This window comes from Kitasatospora sp. NPDC001664, from assembly GCF_053596675.1.
The window spans coordinates 35,025-59,096 of sequence record NZ_JBSFGS010000032.1; the positions used below are offsets into that span (position 1 = coordinate 35,025).

At 73.7% G+C, this 24,072-nt stretch carries 22 protein-coding genes and 2 tRNA genes; 11 read left to right on the plus strand and 13 right to left on the minus strand.

The window, feature by feature from the left end:
* Positions 1-4 precede the first annotated feature (4 nt).
* Positions 5-424 (minus strand): DUF3151 domain-containing protein, encoded by a 420-nt coding sequence (locus ACWCYY_RS33440; protein ID WP_345289971.1) that lies wholly within the window; start codon positions 422-424, stop codon positions 5-7.
* Between the two features lie 198 nt (positions 425-622).
* Here ACWCYY_RS33440 and ACWCYY_RS33445 point away from each other — a divergent pair, with 198 nt between their 5' ends.
* Positions 623-1,510 (plus strand): DUF3152 domain-containing protein, encoded by an 888-nt coding sequence (locus tag ACWCYY_RS33445; protein ID WP_345289972.1) that lies wholly within the window; start codon positions 623-625, stop codon positions 1,508-1,510.
* Positions 1,511-1,560: 50 nt separating this feature from the next.
* Here the strand turns inward: ACWCYY_RS33445 and ACWCYY_RS33450 are convergent, their stop codons facing one another.
* The 4 genes from ACWCYY_RS33450 to purS all read right to left on the minus strand — a co-directional run bounded on the left by ACWCYY_RS33450 (position 1,561) and on the right by purS (position 5,643).
* Positions 1,561-2,397 (minus strand): sterol carrier family protein, encoded by an 837-nt coding sequence (locus tag ACWCYY_RS33450; RefSeq protein WP_449798157.1) that lies wholly within the window; start codon positions 2,395-2,397, stop codon positions 1,561-1,563.
* A 62-nt stretch (positions 2,398-2,459) separates the two neighbouring features.
* Positions 2,460-4,715: a phosphoribosylformylglycinamidine synthase subunit PurL gene (gene purL / locus ACWCYY_RS33455; protein ID WP_345289974.1), complete on the minus strand. Its 2,256-nt coding sequence runs from the start codon at positions 4,713-4,715 to the stop codon at positions 2,460-2,462.
* Positions 4,715-5,392, minus strand: a complete 678-nt coding sequence (gene purQ, locus ACWCYY_RS33460) for a phosphoribosylformylglycinamidine synthase subunit PurQ (RefSeq protein ID WP_345289975.1) — start codon at positions 5,390-5,392, stop codon at positions 4,715-4,717. Before purQ ends, purL begins: the two co-directional genes overlap by 1 nt.
* Positions 5,389-5,643, minus strand: a complete 255-nt coding sequence (gene purS, locus ACWCYY_RS33465; protein ID WP_449798158.1) for a phosphoribosylformylglycinamidine synthase subunit PurS — start codon at positions 5,641-5,643, stop codon at positions 5,389-5,391. Before purS ends, purQ begins: the two co-directional genes overlap by 4 nt.
* Before the next feature lie 407 nt (positions 5,644-6,050).
* Here purS and ACWCYY_RS33470 point away from each other — a divergent pair, with 407 nt between their 5' ends.
* From ACWCYY_RS33470 to ACWCYY_RS33500, 7 genes are all read left to right on the plus strand, one after another.
* Positions 6,051-6,368: a histone-like nucleoid-structuring protein Lsr2 gene (locus ACWCYY_RS33470; protein ID WP_345289977.1), complete on the plus strand. Its 318-nt coding sequence runs from the start codon at positions 6,051-6,053 to the stop codon at positions 6,366-6,368.
* 143 nt (positions 6,369-6,511) lie between these two features.
* A tRNA-Gly gene (locus tag ACWCYY_RS33475) sits at positions 6,512-6,584 on the plus strand.
* Positions 6,585-6,628: 44 nt separating this feature from the next.
* Positions 6,629-6,701 (plus strand) — tRNA-Gly (locus ACWCYY_RS33480).
* A 160-nt stretch (positions 6,702-6,861) separates the two neighbouring features.
* Entirely contained in the window at positions 6,862-7,851 is a 990-nt protein-coding gene (locus tag ACWCYY_RS33485; RefSeq protein ID WP_449798159.1) for an ABC transporter ATP-binding protein, read from the plus strand.
* Positions 7,848-8,636 carry an ABC transporter permease gene (locus tag ACWCYY_RS33490; RefSeq protein ID WP_449798160.1) on the plus strand — a complete coding sequence of 263 codons (789 nt, stop codon included), beginning with the start codon at positions 7,848-7,850 and terminating at the stop codon, positions 8,634-8,636. Before ACWCYY_RS33485 ends, ACWCYY_RS33490 begins: the two co-directional genes overlap by 4 nt.
* A gap of 52 nt (positions 8,637-8,688) precedes the next feature.
* On the plus strand, positions 8,689-9,915 hold the full coding sequence (locus ACWCYY_RS33495; RefSeq protein ID WP_345289981.1) for a sensor histidine kinase: 1,227 nt from the start codon (positions 8,689-8,691) through the stop codon (positions 9,913-9,915).
* The gene (locus tag ACWCYY_RS33500) at positions 9,912-10,526 is read left to right on the plus strand and encodes a response regulator transcription factor (protein WP_345289982.1); all 615 of its coding nucleotides are present in this window, start codon (positions 9,912-9,914) and stop codon (positions 10,524-10,526) included. Before ACWCYY_RS33495 ends, ACWCYY_RS33500 begins: the two co-directional genes overlap by 4 nt.
* 69 nt (positions 10,527-10,595) lie before the next feature.
* On the opposite strand, the gene ACWCYY_RS33505 is transcribed toward ACWCYY_RS33500, so the two are convergent.
* From ACWCYY_RS33505 to purD, 4 genes are all read right to left on the minus strand, one after another.
* The gene (locus tag ACWCYY_RS33505) at positions 10,596-11,495 is read right to left on the minus strand and encodes a phosphoribosylaminoimidazolesuccinocarboxamide synthase (RefSeq protein WP_345289983.1); all 900 of its coding nucleotides are present in this window, start codon (positions 11,493-11,495) and stop codon (positions 10,596-10,598) included.
* Positions 11,496-11,559: 64 nt separating this feature from the next.
* The gene (locus tag ACWCYY_RS33510; RefSeq protein WP_380149835.1) at positions 11,560-13,101 is read right to left on the minus strand and encodes a N,N-dimethylformamidase beta subunit family domain-containing protein; all 1,542 of its coding nucleotides are present in this window, start codon (positions 13,099-13,101) and stop codon (positions 11,560-11,562) included.
* A 177-nt stretch (positions 13,102-13,278) separates the two neighbouring features.
* Positions 13,279-14,841, minus strand: coding sequence for a hypothetical protein (locus tag ACWCYY_RS33515; protein WP_449798161.1), 1,563 nt, complete (start codon positions 14,839-14,841; stop codon positions 13,279-13,281).
* 514 nt (positions 14,842-15,355) lie between these two features.
* Complete coding sequence (purD, locus tag ACWCYY_RS33520) at positions 15,356-16,600, minus strand: phosphoribosylamine--glycine ligase (protein ID WP_345290466.1); 1,245 nt, start codon at positions 16,598-16,600, stop codon at positions 15,356-15,358.
* 477 nt (positions 16,601-17,077) lie between these two features.
* Between purD and ACWCYY_RS33525 the strand changes: the two genes are divergently transcribed.
* Entirely contained in the window at positions 17,078-17,860 is a 783-nt protein-coding gene (locus tag ACWCYY_RS33525) for an SLATT domain-containing protein (protein ID WP_449798162.1), read from the plus strand.
* A 194-nt stretch (positions 17,861-18,054) separates the two neighbouring features.
* Here ACWCYY_RS33525 and ACWCYY_RS33530 read toward each other — a convergent pair whose 3' ends face one another.
* The 3 genes from ACWCYY_RS33530 to ACWCYY_RS33540 form a co-directional block, all read right to left on the minus strand.
* Positions 18,055-18,702, minus strand: a complete 648-nt coding sequence (locus ACWCYY_RS33530; RefSeq protein ID WP_345290468.1) for a hypothetical protein — start codon at positions 18,700-18,702, stop codon at positions 18,055-18,057.
* 46 nt (positions 18,703-18,748) lie between these two features.
* The gene (locus tag ACWCYY_RS33535; RefSeq protein WP_345290469.1) at positions 18,749-19,684 is read right to left on the minus strand and encodes a GntR family transcriptional regulator; all 936 of its coding nucleotides are present in this window, start codon (positions 19,682-19,684) and stop codon (positions 18,749-18,751) included.
* A gap of 201 nt (positions 19,685-19,885) precedes the next feature.
* Positions 19,886-20,683 carry a carbon-nitrogen family hydrolase gene (locus tag ACWCYY_RS33540; protein WP_345290470.1) on the minus strand — a complete coding sequence of 266 codons (798 nt, stop codon included), beginning with the start codon at positions 20,681-20,683 and terminating at the stop codon, positions 19,886-19,888.
* Between the two features lie 150 nt (positions 20,684-20,833).
* Between ACWCYY_RS33540 and ACWCYY_RS33545 the strand changes: the two genes are divergently transcribed.
* Both ACWCYY_RS33545 and ACWCYY_RS33550 read left to right on the plus strand, forming a co-directional pair.
* Positions 20,834-21,658, plus strand: coding sequence for a maleylpyruvate isomerase family mycothiol-dependent enzyme (locus ACWCYY_RS33545; protein WP_345290471.1), 825 nt, complete (start codon positions 20,834-20,836; stop codon positions 21,656-21,658).
* A 131-nt stretch (positions 21,659-21,789) separates the two neighbouring features.
* Complete coding sequence (locus tag ACWCYY_RS33550; protein WP_449798163.1) at positions 21,790-22,593, plus strand: BRO-N domain-containing protein; 804 nt, start codon at positions 21,790-21,792, stop codon at positions 22,591-22,593.
* Positions 22,594-22,686: 93 nt separating this feature from the next.
* Here ACWCYY_RS33550 and ACWCYY_RS33555 read toward each other — a convergent pair whose 3' ends face one another.
* Positions 22,687-24,012, minus strand: a complete 1,326-nt coding sequence (locus ACWCYY_RS33555; protein WP_449798164.1) for an MFS transporter — start codon at positions 24,010-24,012, stop codon at positions 22,687-22,689.
* Between the last annotated feature and the right edge of the window lie 60 nt (positions 24,013-24,072).

The window sequence follows — 24,072 nt, forward strand, 5'->3', positions numbered from 1 at the left end:
AGGACTACTGCTTCAGCTCGGCGTAGGCCTCGGCGCTGCTGTCCTTGAGGAACTGCCAGCAGCGCTCGGCCTCCTCGGTCTCCTTGATCGACTCGGCGGCCCGGGCCAGCGCGGCCAGGCAGCGCAGGAAGCCCCGGTTGCCCCGGTGCTCCCACGGCACCGGGCCGTGGCCCTTCCAGCCCGCCCGCCGCAGCGAGTCCAGCCCGCGGTGGTAGCCGGTGCGGGCGTAGGCGTAGGACTCGACCACGCGGCCGGCGTCGTAGGCGTCGTCGGCCAGCATCGCCCAGGCCAGCGAGAAGGTCGGGAACGCGGCCGCCACCTGGGTCGGCGAGGCCGACTCCTCGCCCAGCATCCGGTAGGGCTGCTCGTCCTCGGTCAGCCTGGTCGGTTCGGGGCCTCCGAGGAGGTTCTGGTGAATACTCATGCCTGCCAGTCTGCCCGTTCGGCGGTACGGCTGTCGCCTCCCTCCCGGCTTCCCCACGGGTTCTGCCCGGGGCACCGCCGCCCGGGCACCACCGCCCGCCCCCGGCGGCACTCCGGTCGCGGGGAACCGCACCCGCGACGGGTATCGTCCTGAACGACAGTGCGACGAGTCCTGCCAGGCGACCAGAGAGCATCCGCAGTGCGATCCAACCCCAGGAGCACCCCGGCCCCCCGCGCACGGCGCGCGGGTGCCCCCGCGCCGAGCCGACGGCGGGCCGCCGCCGCGCGGCGCCGGCAGCAGGCGGCCCGGCGGCGGCTGGTGCTGCTGGTGGGGCTGACCGGGGCGCTGGCCGTGCTCGGGATCGCCGCGTTCGACCTCGTCGGCTCCGACGGCGGGCCCTCCGCGCCCGCCACCACCCAGGCCCGGGCCGTCCCGGCCGCCGAGGGCTCCCCGGCCGCCCAGCCGCCCGCCCCCGCGCCCTCGCCCTCACCCACGCCCAGCCCCACCCCGACCGCGGTGGTCGAGAAGGGCAAGGGCACCTTCAGCACGGTGCGCGCCAACGGCCCGGTGGTCGGCAAGGGCGCGACCCTGCGCAAGTACAAGGTGGAGGTGGAGGACGGCATCGGCATCGACGCCGCCACCGCCACCGACCAGGTGCAGAAGATCCTGGCCGACAAGCGCGGCTGGACCGCCGACGGCAAGCACTCCTTCCAGCTGGTCGCCTCCGGCGCGGCCGACTTCGCGGTGAAGATCGCCTCCCCCGGCACCGTGGACGCGGTCTGCGCCAAGGCCGGTCTCGACACCGGCGGCGAGGTGAACTGCAACGTCGGCGGCGCCGTCATGGTCAACACCAAGCGCTGGACGGCCGGCTCCCCGCAGTTCAGCGGCCCGATCGAGGAGTACCGGGCCCTGATCGTCAACCACGAGGTCGGCCACTTCATCGGCCACGGCCACGAGGGCTGCTCCGGCGCCGGGAAGCCGGCCCCGGCGATGATGCAGCAGATCTACGGCCTGGAGGGCTGCGTCTCCAACGCCTGGCCGTACGGGGCGGACGGCAAGTACATCTCGGGCCCGCCCCGCAAGTGAGCTGACGCCGCCTCAGGCCGGGGGCACCGCCTCAGACCGGGGGCGCCGCCTCAGCCCAGCACCGGGAGGTACGCCGAGAGGTCGCTGCGCTCGCCGCTGGCGGTCAGCTCGGCGGCGCCCTCGGCCTCGGCCCAGGAGGTGCGGCCGGTGGCCAGCCGGATCCAGGTGAGCGGGTCGGTCTCGACCACGTTGGGCGGGGTGCCGCGGGTGTGGCGGGGGCCCTCGACGGCCTGGACGACGGCGAACGGCGGGATCCGCAGCTCGACCGCGCCGCCGGGCACCCGGTGGGCGAGGGCGTCGGCCAGCAGGCGGGTGACGGCGGCCAGCGCCTGCCGGTCGTGCGGGAAGGCGGGCAACTCCAGCGCGGCCGCCAGGTCGTCCGCGTGCACGACGGTCTCGACCAGCCGGGTGACCAGGAAGTCGGTGACCAGGATCGGGCCGAAGCGGATCACGAAGCGGCGGGCCGGGTCGGCCGCCTCGGGCCGGTCCAGGGTGGCGAGCAGCAGGTCGCAGGCGGCGTCGAACTCCTTGGCCACCTCGGCCGGGGAGCCCGCGAAGGCGCCCTCGGCGTGCTCGATCACGGCGGCCGAGATGGCCTCCGCGGCGGTCCTGGTCAGGCCGGGCCACTCGACCAGCGGGATGGCGGCCCCGGCGGGCACCGGCTCGTCCAGGTGGTGGGGCAGCCAGTCCAGGCAGAAGCCCAGGTGGGCGACGAGCTGGCGGACGTTCCACTCCCCCAGCCGGGTCGGCCGGGCCAGCAGCTCCTCGGCGTGCGGCCGGGCGCACAGCTCGCGGACGGCGGCGCGCAGCGCCTCGGTCTGCCCGGCCAGCGCGGCCCGCACCTTGGCGGGGTCGTAACTGCGGGCCTTCTTCGCGGAGTTCGCCATTGCGCGAGCGTACAGCGAAGGGGCGGCCCGACCGGGCCGCCCCTTCACCAGGTGAGACGCCGTCAGGCGAGCAGCGCCTCGATCACACCGGTGTGCGCGTCCTTCAGCTCGGCCAGCGAGACCTCGAACTGGCCCTGGACCTCCAGGACGTCACCGTCCACCACGCCGATCCGGGTGGCGGGCAGGCCACGGGCGCCGCACATGTCGTTGAACCGGAGCTCCTCGCTGCGCGGCACGGCGACCACGGCGCGGCCGGCGGACTCGGAGAACAGGAACACGAACGGGTCCATGCCCTCGGGGACCACGACGCGCGCGCCGTTGCCGCCCTTGAGGCAGCTCTCCACCAGGGCCTGGCCCAGGCCGCCGTCGGAGAGGTCGTGGGCCGCGTCGACCATGCCGTCCCGGGAGGCGGCGATCAGGATCTCGCCGAGCAGGCGCTCGCGCTCCAGGTCCAGCTTGGGCGGCAGGCCGCCGAGGTGGCCGTGCACGACCTCGGTCCAGGCCGAGCCGCCGAGCTCGTCCTCGGTGTCGCCGAGCAGGTAGAGCAGCTGCCCCTGCTCGCCGAAGCCGATGGGCGTGCGGCGGGTGACGTCGTCGATGACGCCGAGCACCGCGACCACGGGGGTCGGGTGGATGGCGACCTCGCCGGTCTGGTTGTACAGCGAGACGTTGCCGCCGGTGACCGGGGTGCCGAGCACCAGGCAGGCGTCGGCCAGGCCGCGGGTCGCCTCGGCGAACTGCCACATCACGTCCGGGTCCTCGGGGGAGCCGAAGTTGAGGCAGTCGGAGACGGCGAGCGGCTTGGCACCGCCGGCCGCGACGTTGCGGTACGCCTCGGCCAGGGCCAACTGGGCACCGGTGTACGGGTCCAGCTTGGCGAAGCGGCCGTTGCCGTCGGTGGCGACCGAGACGCCGAGGTTGGTCTCGTCGTCGATCCGGATCATGCCGGAGTCCTCGCCGTGCGAGAGCACGGTGTTGCCGAGCACGTAGCGGTCGTACTGGTCGGTGATCCAGGACTTGGAGGCCTGGTTCGGCGACGAGGCCACGGCCAGCAGGGCCGCCTTGAGCTCTGCGCCGTTGGCCGGGCGGGCCAGCCGCTCGGCGGTCGGCGCGTCGGCCTGCAGCGCGTCCTGCCAACTCGGCCGCGCGAACGGGCGGTTGTAGGTCGGGCCGTCGTGCGCGACGGAGCGCGGCGGCACGTCCACGACCTGCTCGCCGTGCCAGAAGATCTCCAGGCGCTCGCCCTCGGTCACCTCACCGATGACGGTGGCGATGACGTCCCACTTCTCGCAGATCTCCAGGAAGCGGGCGACCTTCTCGGGCTCGACGATGGCGCACATGCGCTCCTGCGACTCGCTCATGAGGATCTCCTCCGGCGAGAGCGTGTTGTCGCGCAGCGGCACGGTGTCCAGCTCGATCCGCATGCCGCCGGAGCCGGCCGAGGCCAACTCCGAGGTGGCGCAGGAGAGTCCGGCGCCGCCGAGGTCCTGGATGCCGAGCACCAGCTTCTCGGCGAAGATCTCCAGGGTGCACTCGATGAGGAGCTTCTCCTGGAACGGGTCGCCGACCTGGACGGCCGGCCGCTTGGTGGGCTTGGTGTCGTCGAAGGTCTCGGACGCGAGGACCGAGACGCCGCCGATGCCGTCGCCGCCGGTGCGGGCTCCGTACAGGATGACCTTGTTGCCGGCGCCGCTGGCCTGCGCGAGGTGGATGTCCTCGTGCTTCATCACGCCCACGCAGAGCGCGTTGACCAGCGGGTTGCCCTGGTAGCAGGAGTCGAAGACGACCTCGCCGCCGATGTTCGGCAGGCCCAGGCAGTTGCCGTAGCCGCCGATGCCCGCGACGATCCCGGGCAGCACGCGCCGGGTGTCCGGGTGGTCGGCCGCACCGAAGCGCAGCGGGTCCATCACGGCGACCGGGCGGGCGCCCATCGCCAGGATGTCGCGGACGATGCCGCCGATGCCGGTGGCCGCGCCCTGGTAGGGCTCGATGTACGAGGGGTGGTTGTGCGACTCGACCTTGAAGGTCACCGCGTAGCCCTGGCCCACGTCGACCACACCGGCGTTCTCGCCGATGCCGACCAGCATCGCGTCGCTGTCCGGCTTCTTCTCGCCGAACTGCTTGAGGTGCACCTTGGAGCTCTTGTAGGAGCAGTGCTCGGACCACATGACCGAGTACATCGCCAGCTCGGCGCCGGTGGGACGGCGGCCGAGGATCTCCCGGATCTTGGCGTACTCGTCTTCCTTGAGCCCGAGTTCGGCCCAGGGCTGCGCGGAGTCCGGGGTCTGCTCGGCGTTCTTGACGGTGTCGAGGGACATCAGGCGTTCACCAGCTGCTTCAGGACGGAGGTGAAGAAGCCCAGGCCCTCGGTGGTCGGGCCCGTGAGCGGCTCCACGGCGTGCTCGGGGTGCGGCATCAGGCCGACGACATTGCCCGCCGCGTTGGTGATGCCGGCGATGTCGCGGTACGAACCGTTCGGGTTCAGGTCCAAGTACCGTGCCACGACGCGGCCTTCGGCCTCCAGCTGGTCCAGCACGCGCTCCTCGGCGACGAACCGGCCCTCGCCGTTCTTGAGCGGCACGACGATTTCCTGGCCCTCGGAGTAATCCTTGGTCCAGGCCGTCCCGGCGTTCTCGATCCGGAGCTTCTGGTCGCGGCAGATGAAGTGCAGCGAGTCGTTCCGGGTGAGCGCACCGGGCAGCAGGTGCGATTCGCAGAGCACCTGGAAGCCGTTGCAGATACCGAGGACCGGCATTCCCAGCTTGGCCTGCTCGATGATGCTGTCCATCACCGGGGAGAAGCGGGAGATGGCGCCGCAGCGCAGATAGTCACCGTAGGAGAATCCGCCCGGCAGGACGACGGCGTCGACCTGGTGGAGATCCTTGTCACGGTGCCAGAGGGCGACCGGCTCGGCGCCGGCCAGGCGGACCGCGCGCTGCGCGTCGCGGTCGTCGAGCGAGCCCGGGAAAGTGACGACGCCAACGCGGGTGGTCACTTGCCCTCCTCCTCGATCCGGACGGTGAAGTCCTCGATCACGGTGTTCGCGAGGAAGGTCTCGGCGGCTTCGCGGATCTTGGCGAGCGCGGCCTCGTCGGCCGGACCCTCCAGCTCCAGTTCGAAACGCTTGCCCTGACGGACATCGGCGATCCCGGCGAATCCGAGCCGGGGCAGTGCACGCTGCACCGCCTGGCCCTGGGGGTCGAGGATCTCGGGCTTGAGCATGACGTCGACTACGACGCGAGCCACTGGCACTCCCGTTGGTGTGGTGCGTGAGGCGGGGGACCTCCAGACTACCGGGGCATTCGGGCGTGTTTGCGGGCCGGTCGGAGCGACGCGCGTAGACATACGCCCCTTACGCCACAAGGGTTCCAGGGCTCTCCACCGTCCCCGCCCTGTCCCTTTTCGGCCGTTATCGCGGCCCCTTGCGGACCGTCCGAATACCGGCACTACGGGACAGAACGACCAGCGCGATCCTCCGCTATCCCCGGTCCGACGAAGTCTCGTGAATATCCGGAAAAAGAAAGCGCAGCCCTTCGATTTCCCTCGCCTTTGGGTGCAGAATAGGGCCCACCGGTGACGGCGGGCGCTGCACATCAGCGCGGGTTCCTGCCTGCCCGGACGCGCTCGCGAATTGCCCGAGAGGATTGACACCCATGGCTCAGCGTGTAGTCGTCACGCTCTCCGACGACCTGGACGGCGGCGCCGCCGCGGAGACCGTCCACTTCGGTGTCGACGGGAAGTCGTACGAGATCGACCTGTCGCAGGACAACGCGGAGAAGCTCCGTGAGGCGCTCGCCCCGTTCGTCGCGGCGGGCCGTCGCCAGAGCCGCGCCGGAAAGTCCTTCCGCCGCACCGCTCTCACCCCGGATCCGGCCGCCGTGCGCGCCTGGGCGCAGTCCCGCGGCATGGACCTGCCCGCCCGCGGACGCATCCCCAAGAACGTCTACGAGCAGTTCGCCGAGAACAACTGACCTGCGGCGAAGGCCCCGTCGCCCCACTCCGACCGCCCCGGCGGAAAGGGTGGGGCGACCACTCCTTCCGATGGGGTAGAGTTCTTCCTGTCGCCGCAACCGGAGGGATCCGGAGAGGCGGCTGGTGGCCTGACGGACACCATGCGGACGTGGCTCAGTTGGTAGAGCATCACCTTGCCAAGGTGAGGGTCGCGAGTTCGAATCTCGTCGTCCGCTCGCAGTAAGCAGTACGGCAGTACCGCAGTACAACCGAAGATCGTGCGGACGTGGCTCAGTTGGTAGAGCATCACCTTGCCAAGGTGAGGGTCGCGAGTTCGAATCTCGTCGTCCGCTCAGTGTGAAGGGCCCCTCGGAAGAGGGGCCCTTCGTCGTTCCCGCACCTCTTCCTCCCGCTCGCCGATGACATTTGTCATCGGCGACCCGTGCGGACGCGGCACCGACCGGTGACGCCGCGCACTGCCCGCGGGCCCCGGCCGCCGGGAGGCTTGAGGGCATGGACACCAGCCACCGCGAGCCGCCCGCCATCGAGGCCACCGGCCTGCACCGCCACTACGGACCCGCCGGGGACGCCGGCTTCGACGCAGTCCGGGGCCTGGACCTCACGGTCCGCCGGGGCGAGGTCTTCGCCCTGCTCGGCACCAACGGGGCGGGCAAGACCTCCACCATGGAGCTGCTCGAAGGCCTGGCCGCCCCGACGGGGGGTCAGGTCCGGGTGCTGGGCCACGACCCGTACCGGGAGCGGGCCCTGGTGCGACCGAGGATCGGCATCATGCTCCAGGAGGGCGGCTTCCCCGCCGAGCTCACGGTGGCCGAGACCGGCCGGGCCTGGGCCGGGATGACCAGCGGGGCCCGGCCGGTGGACGAGGTGCTGGAGCTGGTCGGGCTGGTCCACCGGCGCACCGTGCGGGTCAAGCAGCTCTCCGGCGGCGAGCGCCGCCGGCTCGACCTGGCGCTGGCCCTGCTCGGCAGCCCCGAGGTGCTGTTCCTGGACGAGCCCAGCACCGGGCTGGACCCGGAGGCCCGGGCTGGGGTCTGGCGGCTGGTCCGCGAGCTGCGGGCGCAGGGCACCACGGTGCTGCTCACCACGCACTACCTGGAGGAGGCCGAGGAGCTGGCCGACCGGCTGGCCATCATGCACGCCGGACGGATCGTCACCCGGGGCACCGTGGCCGAGGTGATCGCCGGGCGGCCGTCCCGGATCACCTTCGAACTCCCCGGGCGGGAAGGCCGGTTCGAGGGCCTGACGCTGCCCCAGCTGGCCGGGGCCGAGCTGCTGACCGAGGGCCGCCGGATCACCGTGCAGACCCCGCACCTCCAGGCCACCCTGACCGAACTGCTCGGCTGGGCCGCCCGGCACGAGGTGCCGCTGGCCGGGCTGGACGCCCGCAGCGCCTCGCTGGAGGAGGCCTTCCTGGCCATCGCCTCCGGCGCCACCACCACCGACTCCCCCGCCGAGACCGTCCTGACCGGAGCCGACCGATGACCGCCGCCACCGCTTCCGCCGCCTCCACCACCGCGACCAGGCTGCTGGCCCTGGGCCGGGCCGAGACCACCCTGCTGCTGCGCAACCGCACCGCGCTGTTCACCGCGCTGGCCCTGCCCCCGCTGATGGCCGTCGCGCTGAGCGAGCCGATCCGGCAGCAGGGCGCGGACACCCCCGGCCTGTCCGCCTCCGCCCTGGTGGTCACCGCACTGCTCGGGATGCTCCCGCTGTTCGTCGTCTACTACAACCTGACCTCGGCCTACGTGGCCCGGCGCGGCGAGCTGGTGCTCAAGCGGATGCGCACCGGCGAGGCCCGGGACGCCGAACTGCTCGGCGGCATGGCGCTGCCGTCCGTGCTGCTCTCGCTGACCCTCGGCGTGGTGCTCTGCGTGGCCGCGGCCTTCCTGATGGACCTGCCCGCCCCCTCCGACCCGGCCCGGGTGGTGCTCGGGATGCTGCTCGGCCTGGCCGTGCTGGTGCCGCTGGCCGCGCTGTCCAGCGTCATCACCAGGACCGTGGAGAGCGCCGGGCTGACCACCCTCCCCCTGCTGCTGATCAGTCAGTTCGGCTCCGGGATGATCTTCCCGTTGGACGCGATGCCGGACCAGCTGGCCGCGGTCTGCCGCCTGCTGCCGACCACGCCGGCCGTCCAGCTGCTGCGCGACGGCTGGACCGGTGCGACCGGCTGGGGCGAAGCCCTGCCGCAGCTCGGGCTGGCCGCGGCCTGGACCGTGCTGGCCGGATGGGCCGCGCTGCGCTGGTTCCGCTGGGAGCCCCGGCGCTGAGGCCGGGGAGGCCTGATAGGAATTCGGTACCGAACGCACCGGAGGAGGGACCGTGGAACTGCGCCGACCGCTGCGCCGCTGGCGCGCGCTGGGCAAGCCGCAGCGCACCGAGCTGTACGTCCGCTGGTCCTGCTACTTCGCGCTGTCGGCCCAGCCGTTCGCGGTGCTGGGCGCGGTGGGCGGCGGGGCGACGGGCATGCCGGTGCTGACGCTCCGTCTGCTGCTGCTGGCGATGCTGGCCGGCACGGTGCTCTCGGTCCTGCTGTTCCGCACCGGACTGGCCCACTACCTGGGCCGCCGGAGCCTGCCGACCGGCCTGCTGACCGCCGCCACCGTGCTCACCCTGGCCATGGTCTGGCTGCTCGCCCTGACCGCCGGCCCCGACCCGGACCGGGCGGCCGGGCTCGGCCCGGTGCTGGTGATGTTCTGGTACGCCCCGGTCGCGGTGGCCCTGCCGGTCCGCCGCGGCGCCGCGCTCTGCGCGGGGATGCTGCTCGGGGTGCTGGCCGCGCTGCTCGCCTCCGGCGCGCCGCTCGCCACCGGCCTCGGGGTCTGCACGGTGGTGCTGCTCGGCTGCGTGTTCTTCGGTGCCACCTGCCGCTCCTCGGCCTGGCTGGCCGGGGTGGTCTGGGAGTTGGACGGCGCCCGGGAGACCCAGGCCCGGCTGGCGGTGGCCGAGGAGCGGCTGCGGTTCTCCCGGGACCTGCACGACGTGCTGGGCCGCAACCTCACCACCATCGCGCTCAAGAGCGAGCTGGCCGCCCAACTCGCCCGCCGGGGGCGCCCGGAGGCGGCCGACCAGATGACCGAGGTGCAGCGGATCGCCCAGGAGTCCCAGCGCGAGGTGCGGGAGGTGGTCCGGGCCTACCGGAGCGCCGACCTGCACGCCGAGCTGACCGGGGCCCGCTCGGTGCTCCGGGCCGCCGACGTGGACTGCGCGGTGGACCTGGCCGGGGCCGAGCAACTCCCGGTCACCGCCCAGTCGGTGCTCGGCTGGGTGGTCCGCGAGGCCACCACCAACGTGCTCCGGCACAGCGAGGCCCGCCACTGCCGGATCCGGCTGCGGGTCGGCGGCGGCCAGGCACTGCTGGAGATGGCCAACGACGGGGTGCCCGAGCGGCCCGCCGGCGCCCCCGGCACCGGCCTCACCGGCCTGCGCGAGCGGCTCGCCGTGTACGGCGGGCAGCTGGCCACGCCCCCGGCCGACCCCGGCTGGTTCCGCCTCACCGTGGACCTGCCGCTGACCGCCCCCGCCCTCTCCCTGGAGACCACCGGATGACCGCGCCCGTACGACTCCTGCTCGCCGACGACGAGCACCTGATCCGGGGCGCGATGGCCGCCCTGCTGGCGCTGGAGGAGGACCTGACCGTGGTCGCCGAGGCCGCCTCGGGCCCGGAGGCGCTGGCGATGGCCAAGGCGCACCGCCCCGACGTCGCGGTGCTGGACCTGCAGATGCCCGGGATGGACGGGATCGAGGTGGCCACCGAGCTGCGCCGGGTGCTGCCGGAGTGCCGGACGATGATCGTCACCGGCCACGGCCGGCCCGGCTACCTGAAGCGGGCGCTGGAGGTCGGGGTGCGGGGCTTCCTGCCGAAGACCGTCTCGGCGGCCGACCTGGCCGGGATCATCCGCACCGTGGTGGCGGGCGGCCGGTACGTGGACCCGGAGCTGGCGGCCGACGCCATCGCGGCCGGGGAGAGCCCGCTCACCCCGCGCGAGACGGACGTGCTGGAGCTGGCCGCGCACGGCACCTCGGTCGCCGAGATCGCCGAGCGGGCCTCGCTCTCGGCCGGCACGGTGCGCAACTACCTCTCCTCGGCGGCCGGGAAGCTGGGCGCCGAGAACCGGCACGCGGCGGTCCGGATCGCCCGCGAGCACGGCTGGATCTGAGGGACCGTCACGGGGTCGGCGACACGCGGACGGCCGGGGCCCCACCGTGGGGCCCCGGCCGTCTCCGCGTCACTGCCAGGTGTTGCCGGTCAGGCGCTCGTACGCCTCGACGTACTTGGCCCGGGTGGTGGCCACGATCTCGGCGGGCAGCTCCGGCGGCGGCTGCTCGCTGCGGCGGTCCCAGCCGGAGGCCGGGGAGTCCAGCCAGTCCCGGATGAACTGCTTGTCGAAGGAGGGCTGGGCCCGGCCCGGCTGCCAGAGGTCGGCCGGCCAGTAGCGGGAGGAGTCCGGGGTGAGCACCTCGTCGCCGATCACCAGCTCGCCGTCGGCCAGGCCGAACTCGAACTTGGTGTCGGCCAGGATCAGGCCGCGCTCGCGGGCGATGTCCCGGGCCCGGGAGTAGACGGCCAGGGTGGTCTGACGGAGCGTCGCCGCCAGGTCCGCGCCGATCCGGCGGGCGGTCTCCTCGTAGGAGACGTTCTCGTCGTGCTCGCCGACCTCGGCCTTGAGGGCCGGGGTGTAGATCGGGGCGGGCAGCTCGGAGCCGTCCTCCAGGCCCTCCGGCAGGGCGATGCCGCAGACCGTGCGGTCCTCGCGGTACTCGACCAGGCCGGAGCCGGTCAGGTAGCCGCGGGCCACGCACTCCACCGGGGCCATCTCCAGCGCCCGGCAGATCAGGGTGCGGCCCTTCCAGTCGGCGGGGGCGCCGTCCGGGAGCTCGGTGGAGATGACGTGGTTGGGCACGATGTCGGCGATCCGCTCGAACCACCAGAGCGAGAGCTGGGTGAGGATCCGGCCCTTGTCCGGGATCTCGTTGGGCAGCACCCAGTCGAAGGCGGAGGTCCGGTCGCTGGCCACCATCACCAGGTCGCCGTTGGCGGCCCGGTAGAGGTCGCGCACCTTGCCGGTGTGCAGGTGTTCCAGACCAGGTACCTGGACCGGCTCGGGCTTGGTGACAAATCCGCTCAAGGTCGTCTCAGTCCTCGGGGGAAGGGGGTACTGGGCCTCGAGTCTTTCACGTGGGCGGCCGCGCTCAGTCGCGCGGGCCGCTCTGCTTGCAGAGGTGGTCCAGCAGGTTCGCGGTGGCCCGCTGGATCCGCTCGTCGGTGTGACCGGGGCGGTCGAGGGCCGGTGACCAGGCGAAGGTGCCGGAGGCGAAGACGTACGCGCCGCTGGGCGCGCGGTAGAGCGAGCTCTCCTGGTGCCGCACCCGGCCCTCGGCGTCCCGGTACGGCGAGTGCGCCAGCAGCACCCGCTCGGTGTGCTCGGGCAGCGCGACCCTCGGGAAGTAACGGTCCGCCTCGCCGGCCACCAGGCCGGGCAGCTCCTCGCCCTCGCGCAGGCCGGTGCCCTCCCAGAGCCAGTGGCCGGTGTGCCGGGCCACCAACGGCACCGGCGTCGGCACCCGGCCCGCGTACTGCACGCCGAGCAGCCGCTGCTCGGGCTCGCCCGCGTCCCGCCAGAGGGCGCTGCGGGCCCCCGGCACCCCGGCGGCCGGGTGGTCGGCCGGGACGCGCTGGCGCTTGCGGCAGTTCAGCAGCCGGTGCGGCTCGCCGGACGGGCCGGGCGTCAGCTCGACCCGCCAGTAGACCGAGTTGGCGGAGAGGAAGACCAGCGAGGTGCCGCCGTCCCTGGCCTGCTCGACGGCGCGGCGCATCGGCTCGGACCAGTACTCGTCGTGCCCGGGGAAGACCATCGCCCGGTACCGGGCCGGGTCGACGTGCCCGGCGTGCAGGTCGGTGGCGGTGGCGTAGGCCAGGTCGTAGCCGTAGCGCTCGGCCCAGCGGATGAAGTCGTAGGCGTGGCCGACGTGCAGCGGCAGCCCGGCGCCGGCGTGCGGGCGGTCGAAGGAGACCGTGACGGCGGCCTCCTCCTCGCCGAGCAGGCCGCCCGCCTCGTCCCAGGCGTGGTAGAGGCTGGCCCCGTGCAGGCCGTCCTCGGGGAAGAGGTTGTAGGCCTGCCAGGTGACGTCCGGGAGCACCAGCAGCAGGTCGGCGGTCTGCTCGAAGTCCCGTACGGTGAACGGGATGTGACTGCGGTGCAGGTTGTCGGCGGTGGTCAGCACCGCGACGTAGGCGCCCGGTCTCCAGTGCAGCGGGACCTGCAGCCGCCAGGACTGCCACCAGTGGTGGCAGGAGACGGTGCGGCCGACCACCAGCGGGGCCGGCTGGGCCAGGCCGGAGATCAGCGGACTGGCCGTCATGTGGTGGGCGCCGTCACCGCCGTAGTGGCCGATCCGGTAGACGTCCACGGTGAAGCCGCGGGGCGGGTTCACCGTGACCCGCAGGTCCACCGAGCCGCCGGGGCGGACCACCCCGGCGGAGGCGAAGCCCTTGATCTGCTGCACCACGTCGTCGGAGTTGGCCGGGGTGCCGACCGGTGGCCTGGGGCGCGGGGCGGCCTGCGGGCGCTGGCCCGGGGCGTCCAGGCTGACGTACCAGGGCACCGCGCCCTCGATGCCGGCCACGTAGTGGTCCGGACTGCGCAGCCAGGGCAGCGGGCCCTGGCCGAACGGGTCCGAGACCCCGTGCTTGAGCGTCCCCGACTCCCAGCGGCGGTTGAGTTCCGTCCCCACGCGCGCCCCTCCCCCCTCGCACCGGCCCGGCTCGGCCCCCGGTGGCATGTGCCACGCGGATGTGCGTGCGGACCAGCACACCACAGTGCTGGCGCTGCGTCACCCCACCGTAGCAACAAGTGTCGTTGAAAATTGATTCGTCCCGGATCCTTCGCCTGACCGGGGCATGACGGCTCGTCAGAGGCGTACGGAGCCCGCCGTCCGGAGCCCCGTCGACTCCAGCCAGGCCCGCAGCGGGGCGTCCTCGCCCTGCTCCACCGCCTCCGCCACCAGGGCCGCCAACTCGGGCCTGCGGGCGCCCGCCAGCAGCAGCACCGGGCCGTCCAGCCAGTCCAGCCCGGGGCGGCCGGCGCCCGCCTCCACCGCGGTCAGGCAGACCAGCGCGGTGACGTGGTCGGCCAGCAGGTCCCGGCCGGTGCGCACGACCTGCAGCGGGGGCGCGACCTGTCCGGTGCGCGCCACGTGCGCGGCGAGTGCTGCCGCGAGGGGCTCGCCGCCGCCCTCCGCGAGCCGGGTCAGCACCAGGTGCAGCGCCGGGCCGGGCTCCTCGGGCGCCCGCTCGCCGAGCACCTCGCGCAGCGCACCGGCCTGGCCGCGCCAGCCGGCCTCGACCACCTCGGCCGGGTAGTCGGCCCAGGCCAGCTCGCGCCAGCCCGTCCCGACCGTGCCCACCGGCTCGCCGAACAGCACCTCGGCGGCCAGCAGCGAGACCGCCGCGTCCACCTCGCCCGGCTCCTCCAGCAGGTCGCAGGCGGGCCGGTCGCCCAGCCGGCTGCCGTAGCCGTCGGCCAGCCGGTCCCGGCGGGACAGCTCGGTGAGCGCGGAGACCACGCCCGCGTTCAGGTGGGCCGGGTGGCGGCCGAGCCGCCAGGCCGGGAGGGCGACCCGGGTGAGCAGCCTGTCCCAGCCCGCGTAGGCCAGGCCCACCTGCTCCTGGGCGGCGATCCGCAGCCCGTAGTCCACCGACTTGGCCTGCTCGGAGGCGGCGGCCGCGACCGCCCGCTCCAGCTCGGCCGCGTGGTCCCGGCAGGCCGCCAGCAGCAGCCGGGTGAGCCGGTCCAGCAGCGCGCCCGGCAGTGCCCCGGGGCCGCGCCGGTCGCCGAGCGAGGCGTCCAGGGCGCGCAGGAAGCGGCGGGCGGCGGCGATCTCGGGATCGGCGGAGGCCGCCGTCCCGGCCACCACCGGGGCCAGCAGCGCGCGCAGCTCCCCGGCCCGCATCCACCAGAGGAAGGGGGAGCCGATCACCAGCACCGGGGCGGCCGCCCGCCCGTCCCGCCCCGCGCCCAGCTCGTCGCCCACGGGGGCCGACGCACCGTCAGGCGCCTTGCGGCGGCGGCCGCTGGGCTCCTCCAGCCAGCTGTCGCAGTCCGGGGTGAGGGCGATGGCGGAGGGCGCCGGGACGCCGAGGCGCTCGGCCAGGTCGCGGATCTGGCGGTACAGCTCCGGCGCGGCCTCCTCGGCCAGCGGCACCGCGGGGGTGCGCGGGGGCACCGCCCTCGCGTAGGCCCCGGCCGCCAGGCCGGCGGCCAGCAGCACCAGCGCGGCGACCGCGCAGACCACCCAGCGGACGGCGTCCCAGACCCCCGCGTCGACCGAGCCGGGTGCGCCGATCCGGCCGGTGAACCGGCCGGCCAGCAGCACCACGGCGACGGCGACGGGCAGCACGGCGGCGCCCAGCGCCAACCCGCGGACCCTCAGCACGGCCTGGGCACGTGCGCGGGCTGCGTCGACAGCGGCCATGTGGCGCGGCACCCCCTTCGGGGCCCGGGGGACGGGCGGACCGCACCGCCCTCCGGAAGGAAGCGGCGATCCGGTCACCCGGGCCGACTCGAAATGATCAGTATCCGACCGGGAGGCGACGGAGGCCGCTCCCGGTTGTGCATCGTGCTTGGCACTTCTGACAGTTTTGACGCCCGCCCACGGGTGGGTGTTCCGGATCGCTACCGTTTCCACCCGTCCTGGTGACAACCACCACCCGGGACGCCACCGCCAGCTTCCCCCCGGCCGGGCCCGGACACCCGACGGAGACCGCGGCGGCCGACGGCCGCCCCTGCGATCCAGCGCACCCTACGACCCGGGACACGGCCACGTCAGCCGGATGGTCATCGGATCACCCGAAGGACTGGAATCCTGCCGCCGAGCGGGGCGGCGGCCCGCCCCGGAGTCGAACGGGAGAGCGATCCGCTGAACGACGGAGGGCGCTGCGTCCGGCGGGTGATCCCGCGGACGCAGCGCCCTCCCGGCGGCCGTCCCCCTACTGCCGGGCGGCCTTCAGCGCGATGTCGGTGCGGTGCTGACCGCCCTTGAGCGCGATCTTCGCGACGCCCCGGTAGGCCAGCTCGCGGGCCGCGGCCAGGTCGGCCCCGGTCGCGGTGACCGAGAGCACCCGGCCCCCGGCGCTCAGCACGGAGCCGTCCGGGCCCTCCTTGGTGCCGGCGTGCAGCACGAACGCGCCCTCGGCCTCGGCCTCGGCCAGCCCCTCGATCGGGTCACCGGTGCGCGGCGCCGCCGGGTAGCCCTCGGAGGCCACCACCACGGTGACCGCGGCGCCCTCGTCCCAGCGCAGCGGCTCCAGCTCGCCCAGCGTGCCGTTGGCCGAGGCCAGCAGCACGCCCGCCAGCGGGGTGCGCAGCCGGGCCAGCACGACCTGGGTCTCCGGGTCGCCGAAGCGGGCGTTGAACTCGATCACCCGGGTGCCGCGCGAGGTCAGCGCCAGACCCGCGTAGAGCAGGCCGGAGAACGGGGTGCCCCGCCGGCGCAGCTCGTCCACGGTCGGCTGCAGCACCGTCTCCAGCACCTCGTCGACCAGGCCCTCCGGGGCCCAGGGCAGCGGGGAGTAGGCGCCCATGCCACCGGTGTTCGGGCCCTCGTCGCCGTCCAGCGCGCGCTTGAAGTCCTGGGCCGGGACCAGCGGCAGCACGGTGGTGCCGTCGGTGATGGCGAACAGCGAGACCTCGGGACCGTCCAGGTACTCCTCGATCACCACCTGCTCGCAGGAGGCCGCGTGGGCCAGCGCCTCGGCCAGGTCAGAGGTGACCACCACGCCCTTGCCGGCCGCCAGGCCGTCGTCCTTCACCACGTACGGGGCGCCGAAGGCGTCCAGCGCCTCGGCGGCCTCCTCCGGGGTGCGGCAGACGTAGGAGCGCGCGGTGGGGACGTTGGCCCCGGCCATCACGTCCTTGGCGAAGGCCTTGGAGCCCTCCAGCTGGGCGGCCTCCCCGGACGGGCCGAAGACCGGGATGCCGGCCGCCCGGACGGCGTCCGAGACGCCGGCCACCAGCGGGGCCTCCGGGCCGACCACGACCAATTCGGCGCCGAGCCCGCGGGCCAGCGCGGCCACGGCCGCACCGTCCAGCTGGTCGACGGGGTGGACCACCGCCACCTGCGCGATCCCGGCGTTGCCCGGGGCGCAGTGCAGCTCGGTCACGGCAGGATCTTGGGACAGTGAGCGGCACAGGGCGTGTTCGCGGGCGCCGCCGCCGATGACGAGGACCTTCACGCTGGGCAAGCGTAGTCGGTGGCCGTTCCGGCCCTGGTCGCGGGCCCCGTGTCAAGCTCCGAACGATCACCCGATCCCGGGCCCGGAGACTGGAGGAAGCTCCAGCGGGCACCCGGCGCGGGAGGCGGCAGGGTGGCCGGAGTCAGGGCCGCAGGACCGGACGGGCTCGCTCGGACGGGTGAAATCCGATCGGCCGCCGCAACTCTCCCACCTCGGGTCGATGGGGTGAATTCCGATAACGATCGCGGCCGAAGCGGCCACACGGTCAGCCATTCGGCGGTAAGAAGGTCTGTCGTACGGCCCCCGGCCCCGGCCGGGGCACGGCACCATGGGGCGACCCGCACCCGCTCCTGGCGCCGCCGTCCGACACGGTGTCAGATCCGGCCGGTGTCCCCCGACACCGACCGACCGACGCACCGTCAGGCCCGGCACCCCGCCAGGGCCTCAGCAGTCCGCCCGCCACAGGGAGCCCCACAGGTGAGCCAGCCGGAAATGCAGCCCGAGGAGAGCCCCTGGGGCAAGGACCTCGGTGAGGAGGACCAGCCCGTGGCCACCTCCGGCCCGACCCCGACCCGCCGCCGCACCGACCTGAGCGCCCGCCAGTTCCCGCTCGGGGACTGGGGCGAGCCCGCCGAGCGGTTGGAGGAGCTCTACCGCTGGTCCGAGGAGCGCGCGGTCGAGGCCATCGACTGGTACCGCCGGGACCGGGTGTGGAAGCGGCGCTGGGCACGCCTGCTCCGCTTCGGCTCCGCCTCGTTCGCGGTGGCCGGGGTGACGGCGCCGCTGGTCTCGATGACCGGCGCCTTCTCCTTCCACGCCTCCTGGGGCTACGTCGGGCTGGCGCTCTCCGCCGCCTGCTACGGCCTGGACCGCGCCTTCGGACTCACCTCCGGCTGGATGCGGGACGTCTCCACCGCGCAGGCCCTGCAACGGCGGCTGGAGACCTTCCAGTTCGACTGGGCCTCGGAGTGCGTGCGGGAGGTGCTCGGGCCGACCGAGGGCACGGCGGGCGAGGCGGCGGAGCGGTGCCTCGGGGTGCTGCGGCGCTTCTGCGAGGACGTCTCCGACGTGGTCCGCAGCGAGACCTCGGAGTGGATGCTCGAGTTCCGGGCCGGCATGACGCAGCTGCCCACCCAGTCACCCGGCCCCTGGGGCGGCCGCACCGAACCGGGCACCGGGGCCCAGGTCCGCGTCCTGCCCCCGCCGGGCACCCGGCCCACCATGCCGCGCCAACGCCCCCCGGAGGGGCCGCTGCGGTAACCCCGCGGGGCGCGCGGCAGGTGGTCACCCCGGGGGCGCGAGGAACTGCGCGAAGCGGTAGGCAGAGACCCGTGTGCCGGGTACGGGGATTCACTTGCAGGTGAGTGTCCGTACCCGGCACACGGGTTTCGTTCTTCCGACTCGCGCAGTTCCTCGCGCCCCTGGGTCCCCGGCGGTTGCCCTCCGCGGAGCAGTCAGGCGAAGACGATCATGGAGCCCTGGGTGACGCTGCGGGTGGCGGCGGCGTAGAGGCCGGCCCAGGCGTGGCGTTCGCGGGCGTAGGGGTGGAGGTCGTCGATCGGGGGCTCGAAGGGCTGCTCCAGCTCGGTGGGGGCGAGCGGGCGGGTGGGGGCCGGCGGGTCGAGCGGGTCGATGCCCAACACCGGCGCCACCGCCTGGAGTTCGCGCAGCAGCCCGTAGGAGGACCCGAGCGGCCCACCCTCGGCGAGCAACTCGTCGGCGACCAGCGGCAGTTGGAAGTCGATCGGAACGTACGCCCCGGCGTGGTCGAAGTGCCAGACCAGGTGCGACTGTTCGGCGGTGGACTCGAACATCTCCAGCAGCTGCTCGTAGTCGCTGCCGAGCGCGTCCACCGGGGTGATCTGGAACCCGGTCAGCCCCAACAGGTAGGCGCGGCGGAGGAAGTGGAGCGAGTCGTAGTCGAAGGCGGCTATCGGCTCCACCGAGCCGCTCAGCTCCGCCGAGTACTGGTACACCGGCACCGGCGGCAGCCCGTGCGCGGTGAGCGCGGCGTCGTAGCGGGCGAGGTCGTCCCGGAACGGGTTGTCGGAGCTGTACGTCAGGACGTCCACCAGCGGGACGAGCCAGAGGTCGCAGGCCATGGGCCGGCTCTTCCTCTCAGGGGGCGTGGGCAACGGAGAGCCCACCCTACTGCCCGGGCAGGGCCTCCCGGCGCGCGGCGGGCTCCTCGGACGGCTTCCCGCCGCGGGGAGCGGACGGGCGGCCGAAGCGGCCGGGCGGGACGGCCCTGGGGAGGGGCACCAGTCCGTGGCCGACCTCCGGTTCCGCGGCCGGTCCGGCCGCGGGCTCCACGGCCCCGGGCGGCCCGGGGTGGCCGCCGCCGGGGACCGGCGCGCGCAGCAGGGAGAGCACGGCCACCGACTCCAGCGAGTGGCCGCCGAGCCTGGCCAGCAGCTCGACGGTGAACAGGTTGTACTGGTTCACGATCCGGTGCGCACCGGAGATGTCGCGGGCCTCGATCCGGTCCACCAGCTCGGGGTGGCGGTCCCAGCAGACGCCCTCCATGGAGTCGGCGGCGCGCAGGTGGGGGGCGGCGTACATCCAGGACTGCACCCGCAGCCAGCCGAGGTAACCGGCGATCCGGGTGTTGTCGAGCAGGACGGCGGCCTCGTGCCAGAACCGCAGGTCGCAGCCGACCAGGACGTCCAACTGCCCGGCACGGGAGGCCCGTTGGGCAGCCTCCGCACGGCGGCGCAGGGACGGGAGACGGTGCCAGTCGTAGCGGCTGGCCCGGCCGTGGAGCTGGCGCAGGGCGGAGTCGGTGAGCAGGGCGCGGGCCTCGAAGATCTCCAGGAAGTCCGTCCAGGAGAACTCCGGGACGGTGAAGCCCCGGTGGTGCTCGGCCCGGAGCAGGCCCTGCGCGGCCAGGTCGACCAGCGCCTCGCGGGCCGGGGTGGCGGAGACCCCGTAGAGCTCGGCGATCTCCTTGACCGTGAAGTTGCGGCCCGCCTCCAGCCGGCCGGCCATCATCTCCTCGCGGAGCGCGGCGGCGATCTGCTCGCGCAGGCTGTTGCGCTGGATCGCCGGACGGCCGTCGCCGGGGAGCCCCAGGGTGCTGGACATGCGGTCGTCGGGCTCCTCTCCGGCTCCGTGCTGGCCCTCGGCCGGCCCGGGCGGGAACACGACCGAGGCTCATCTTCTCAAATGCGCCCAGCTGGTGCGCAAGAGCCTCACGGCCTCCATATCCGGACATTCGACCGTGTCCGCAGGTCAGCACGGTTCCTGCGGGGGGCTCCGGCGCCGGTGGCCGGCGCCGGAGCGCGGTCAGCGCTGGACCGGGGCCGGGATTCCGAGCAGGCGGTCCCGGAGCACCGGGAACTCGGCCCGGGCCTTGGCCGCCCCGGCGCCGTCGAACTCCACCGTGAGCACCTCCTCGCCCGCACCGGCCTCGGCCAGCACCTTGCCCCACGGGTCCACCACGATCGAGTGGCCGCCCTGCTCCACCCCGGCGTGCGTCCCGGCGGTGTTGCAGGCCAGCACGTACGCCTGCTCCTCCACCGCCCGGGCCCGGGCCAGCAGCGTCCAGTGCTCGCGGCGGCGCTCCGGCCACGCCGCCGGCACCACCAGCAGCTCCGCCCCCGCGTCCAGCAGCGCCCGGAACAGCTCCGGGAAGCGCAGGTCGTAACAGGTCGCCAGGCCGAGGGTGCCCAGCTCGGTGGTGGCCGTGACGATCTCCTGCCCCGCACCCATCGCCACCGCCTCGCCGCTGTCGAAGCCGAAGCGGTGGATCTTGCGGTACGTCGCGGCCAGCTCGCCGTCCGGGGCGAACAGCAGCGAGGTGTTGTAGATCGGGCCGTCCGGATCGCGCTCCACGATCGAACCGGCGTGCAGCCACACCCCGGTCGCCCGGGCGGCCGCCGACATCGCCTCGGCGGTCGGGCCGTCCAGCGGCTCCGCCCCGTCCGACCAGGCGTCGTACGCGAACCCGCCGAGCGGCCACAGCTCGGGCAGCACCACCAGGTCCGCGCCCTCCTGGGCACGGACCAACGCGGCCGCCCTGGCACGGCGTTCGGCCACCGGCTCGGCGTCGGACACGGCGAGTTGGATCAATGAGGCGCGCACACTACCACCGTCCATGGGACCAGTCCTACGATCGTCACCCGAAAGCGCTGCCCTGCTGTCACCCGGCAGCGTAACGTGCGGGTAGCGCCCGCGCGGGGAAGCCCCGACCTTGGCGCCGAGGTAGGGAACTGACGGAGGGCCGGATAACCCGTGACCGACAACGAGACGACCGTGCAGACCTGCGTCGACGCCTGGACGCAGTCGATCGAGGCGATATCCGAACTCGTCGCCGCCCTCCCGGGCGACGCCTGGAACCGCGCCACGGAGTGCCCCGGCTGGTCCGTCCGCGACGTCGTCTCGCACATCATCGCCCTGGAGTCCGAACTCCTCGGCGACCCGCGCCCGATCCACTCCCTCCCCTCCGACCTCCGGCACGTCAGCGGCGACTTCGCCCGCTACATGGAGCTCCCGGTCGACAAGCGGCGCTGCCACACCCCGCCCGAGCTCACCAGCGAGCTCGAGTACACGATCATCCGGCGCTCGCGCGCCCTGCGGGACTCCCGCCACCAGGCCGAGGACCTCGTCCGCTGGCCGGCCGGCCCGCTCTCCCGGGACGTCCCCTACCTGACCCTGCTGCAGCTGCGGGTCTTCGACGTCTGGGTCCACGAGCAGGACCTGCGCCGCGCCCTCGGCGTCCCCGGCAACCTCGACACCGCCGCCGCCCGGATCGCCCGCGACCAGCTCCTGGCCGGCCTCCCCCGCACCGTCGCCAAATCGGCCGGCGCACCCCTCGGCACCACCGTCGCCCTGGACGTCACCGGCCCGCTGGAGTTCTTCCGCACCGTCCGGGTCGGAGCGGACGGCCGCGGCACCGTCGACGAGTCGGTGACCCTCGCCCCGACGGTCTCGCTCGGCATGGACTGGGAGACCTTCCTCCGCCTCTCCTGCGGCCGCGGCAAGCGCGGCCCCGTCACCGTCGACGGCGACCACGAGCTCGCCGACCGCATCCTCGACCACTTCGCCGTCACCCCCTGAGGCGCGCTCCCGCCGCGCACGCGGGGTGGCGCACCTCGCGCTTCCGTGCGGCCGGGGCGGGCCAGTACGTCACCCGTTCGGCCTCGTTGTGCCAGACAGCCCATACCTCCGAACAGAATTGAGGGGCTGTCATGAACAACGAGTCGATGGAACTGGTCCGCACCAGCTTCCCGGTCACCGGCCAGCCGATCCGGGTGGTGATGATCGACGGCGAGCCCTGGTTCGTCACCGCCGACATCTGCAAGATCCTCGGCCGGGGCAACCCGACGAAGGCCAACAAGCTGCTCACCCCCGAGCAGTACCGGACCGTCAGCCTTACCCTGATTCGGCGTCAGGGTGGCGGCGTTTCCGCAGGTGAGGAACCCTCCCCCAGGGGGTACCCGATCCTCAACGTGGTGAGCGAGTCGGGGCTCTACACCCTGATCTTCCGCTCGGACAAGGTGACTGCGAAGCCGTTCCAGACATGGGTCACCGCCGACCTGCTGCCGTCGATCCGGCGGGGTGACACCGACGTGCTGCGGCAGCAGCAGCGGATGGCGGGGACCCTCGCCGACGCGATCGGGCAGCAGGTGCACATCGTCGCGGAGGTCCAGCAGGACCTCGGGCCGGACTTCCACATCCGCTCCGACGGGACGGTGCACTGCCGGCACGGCGAGATGGAGTTCCGGGTGCCGAGCCGTCAGGACGACAGCGGGCCGCCCTTCGGCGGGTACTTCCAGTGCCTGAGCTTCGAGCACGTGGGCATCCGCGGCGGGAAGGCGATCCCGCGCTGCGAGAAGCTCAAGCTGGTCGACCTGGTCCGCCGCCTCAACGCCCGGCCTCCCGCGCCCGAGCCCTCGCTCGGCGGAGCGGTGCACGGCGAGGTCGGCCCGTTCCGGTTCTCCACCGGGCCGGACGAGTTCGTCGACCTGATGCGGCGCAGCGGTCTGCTGTAACTGACGCACCGTATGCCTGAGTCCAGCTCAGGCATACGGTCCGAATACCCTCACTTCCAGTGAGGGTATTCGCGTTTTCGCAGGTCGGAAACCCTACGCGACCTTCCGCCGGAGGTGCAGGATCATGCCCGTGCCGAAGGCGAGCGGCACGTACAGCCAGCACAGCGCCCACCGGTACCCGTCCGCCGTGTGCGCCGCGCCCGCCGGGGTGAGGGCGTCGAGGAGGAGGCCGACGCCCAGCAGGGTGGTGACGATGCCGAGGAAGCCGCCCATGTTGGCGATGCCGGTGGCGGTGCCGAGGCGGGTGGGGGGATTGCTCGCGCGGGCGTAGTCGAGGCCGACGAGGGAGGCGGGGCCGTTGCTGCCCATCACCACGAGGAGGGTGACGAGGAGCCAGCTGGGCGGGGTGGCGCCGGGCCAGGCGAGGACTGCGGCCCAGGTGAGGGCGGTGGTGGCGATCACGGTGAGGGTGACGGGCATCCGGGCCCGGACGGTACGGAGCAGGAGCCGGCCGAGCAGCAGGGCGAAGAGCATGTTGGAGAAGACCAGCAGGGTGAGCAGGCCGCCGGCCTCGCCGCGCGAGAGGCCCTGACCCTCCACCAGGTAGGGCATCCCCCAGAGGAGTCCGAAGGCTCCGGCGGGGAAGGCGGTGGTGAAGTGCACCCACAGCCCCAGCCGGGTGCCGGGTTCGCGCCAGGAGTCGCGGACCTGGGAGCGGAGCGAGGGCCGTCCGTCGGCGGTGGAGGGCAGCGGGGCGGCGCCGGGGGGTGCCTCCCGGAGCAGCAGGGCGACGGCCGCGAAGACCGCGACGCCGAGCAGGGCGACGGTGGCGAAGGAGGCGGTCCAGCCCTCGCTGTGGAGGGTCTGGGCGAGGACGGCGGTGGTGAGCAGGTTGCCGCCCATCCCGGCCAGGCCGGTGAGTTGGGCGACCATCGGGTTCTTGGCGGCGGGGAACCACCGGGCCGCGATCCGGAGCACGCTGATGAAGGTCATGGCGTCGCCACAGCCGAGCACGGCCCGGGAGGCCAGGGCGGGGCCGAAGGCGGTGGAGAAGGCGAAGGCGAGCTGACCGAGGCTCAGCAGCAGGATGCCGCCCAGCAGGACGCGCTTGGGCCCGTACCGGTCGACCAGCAGGCCGACGGGGATCTGCATGGCCGCGTAGACCAGGACCTGGAGGACGGCGAAGGTGGAGAGCGCGGAGGCGCCGATGCCGAAGCGGTCGGCGGCGTCGATGCCGGCCACGCCGAGGCTGGTCCGGTGGATCACCGCGAGCACGTAGACGGTGGCGGCGACCGCCCAGGCGAACCAGGCGGCCCGCCCGCCCGGCGCTGCGGAGGGCGCGGGTACCGGCACCGGTGCCCGCTGGCCGGGGACGGCGGCGACGGTGGGGGCTGGGACGGTCTCCGGGTCGGTGCTCACCCGAACAGGTTAAGCAGCCCGTCAACAGCCGGGATCCGGCCGTCGTGCACGAAGCACCGT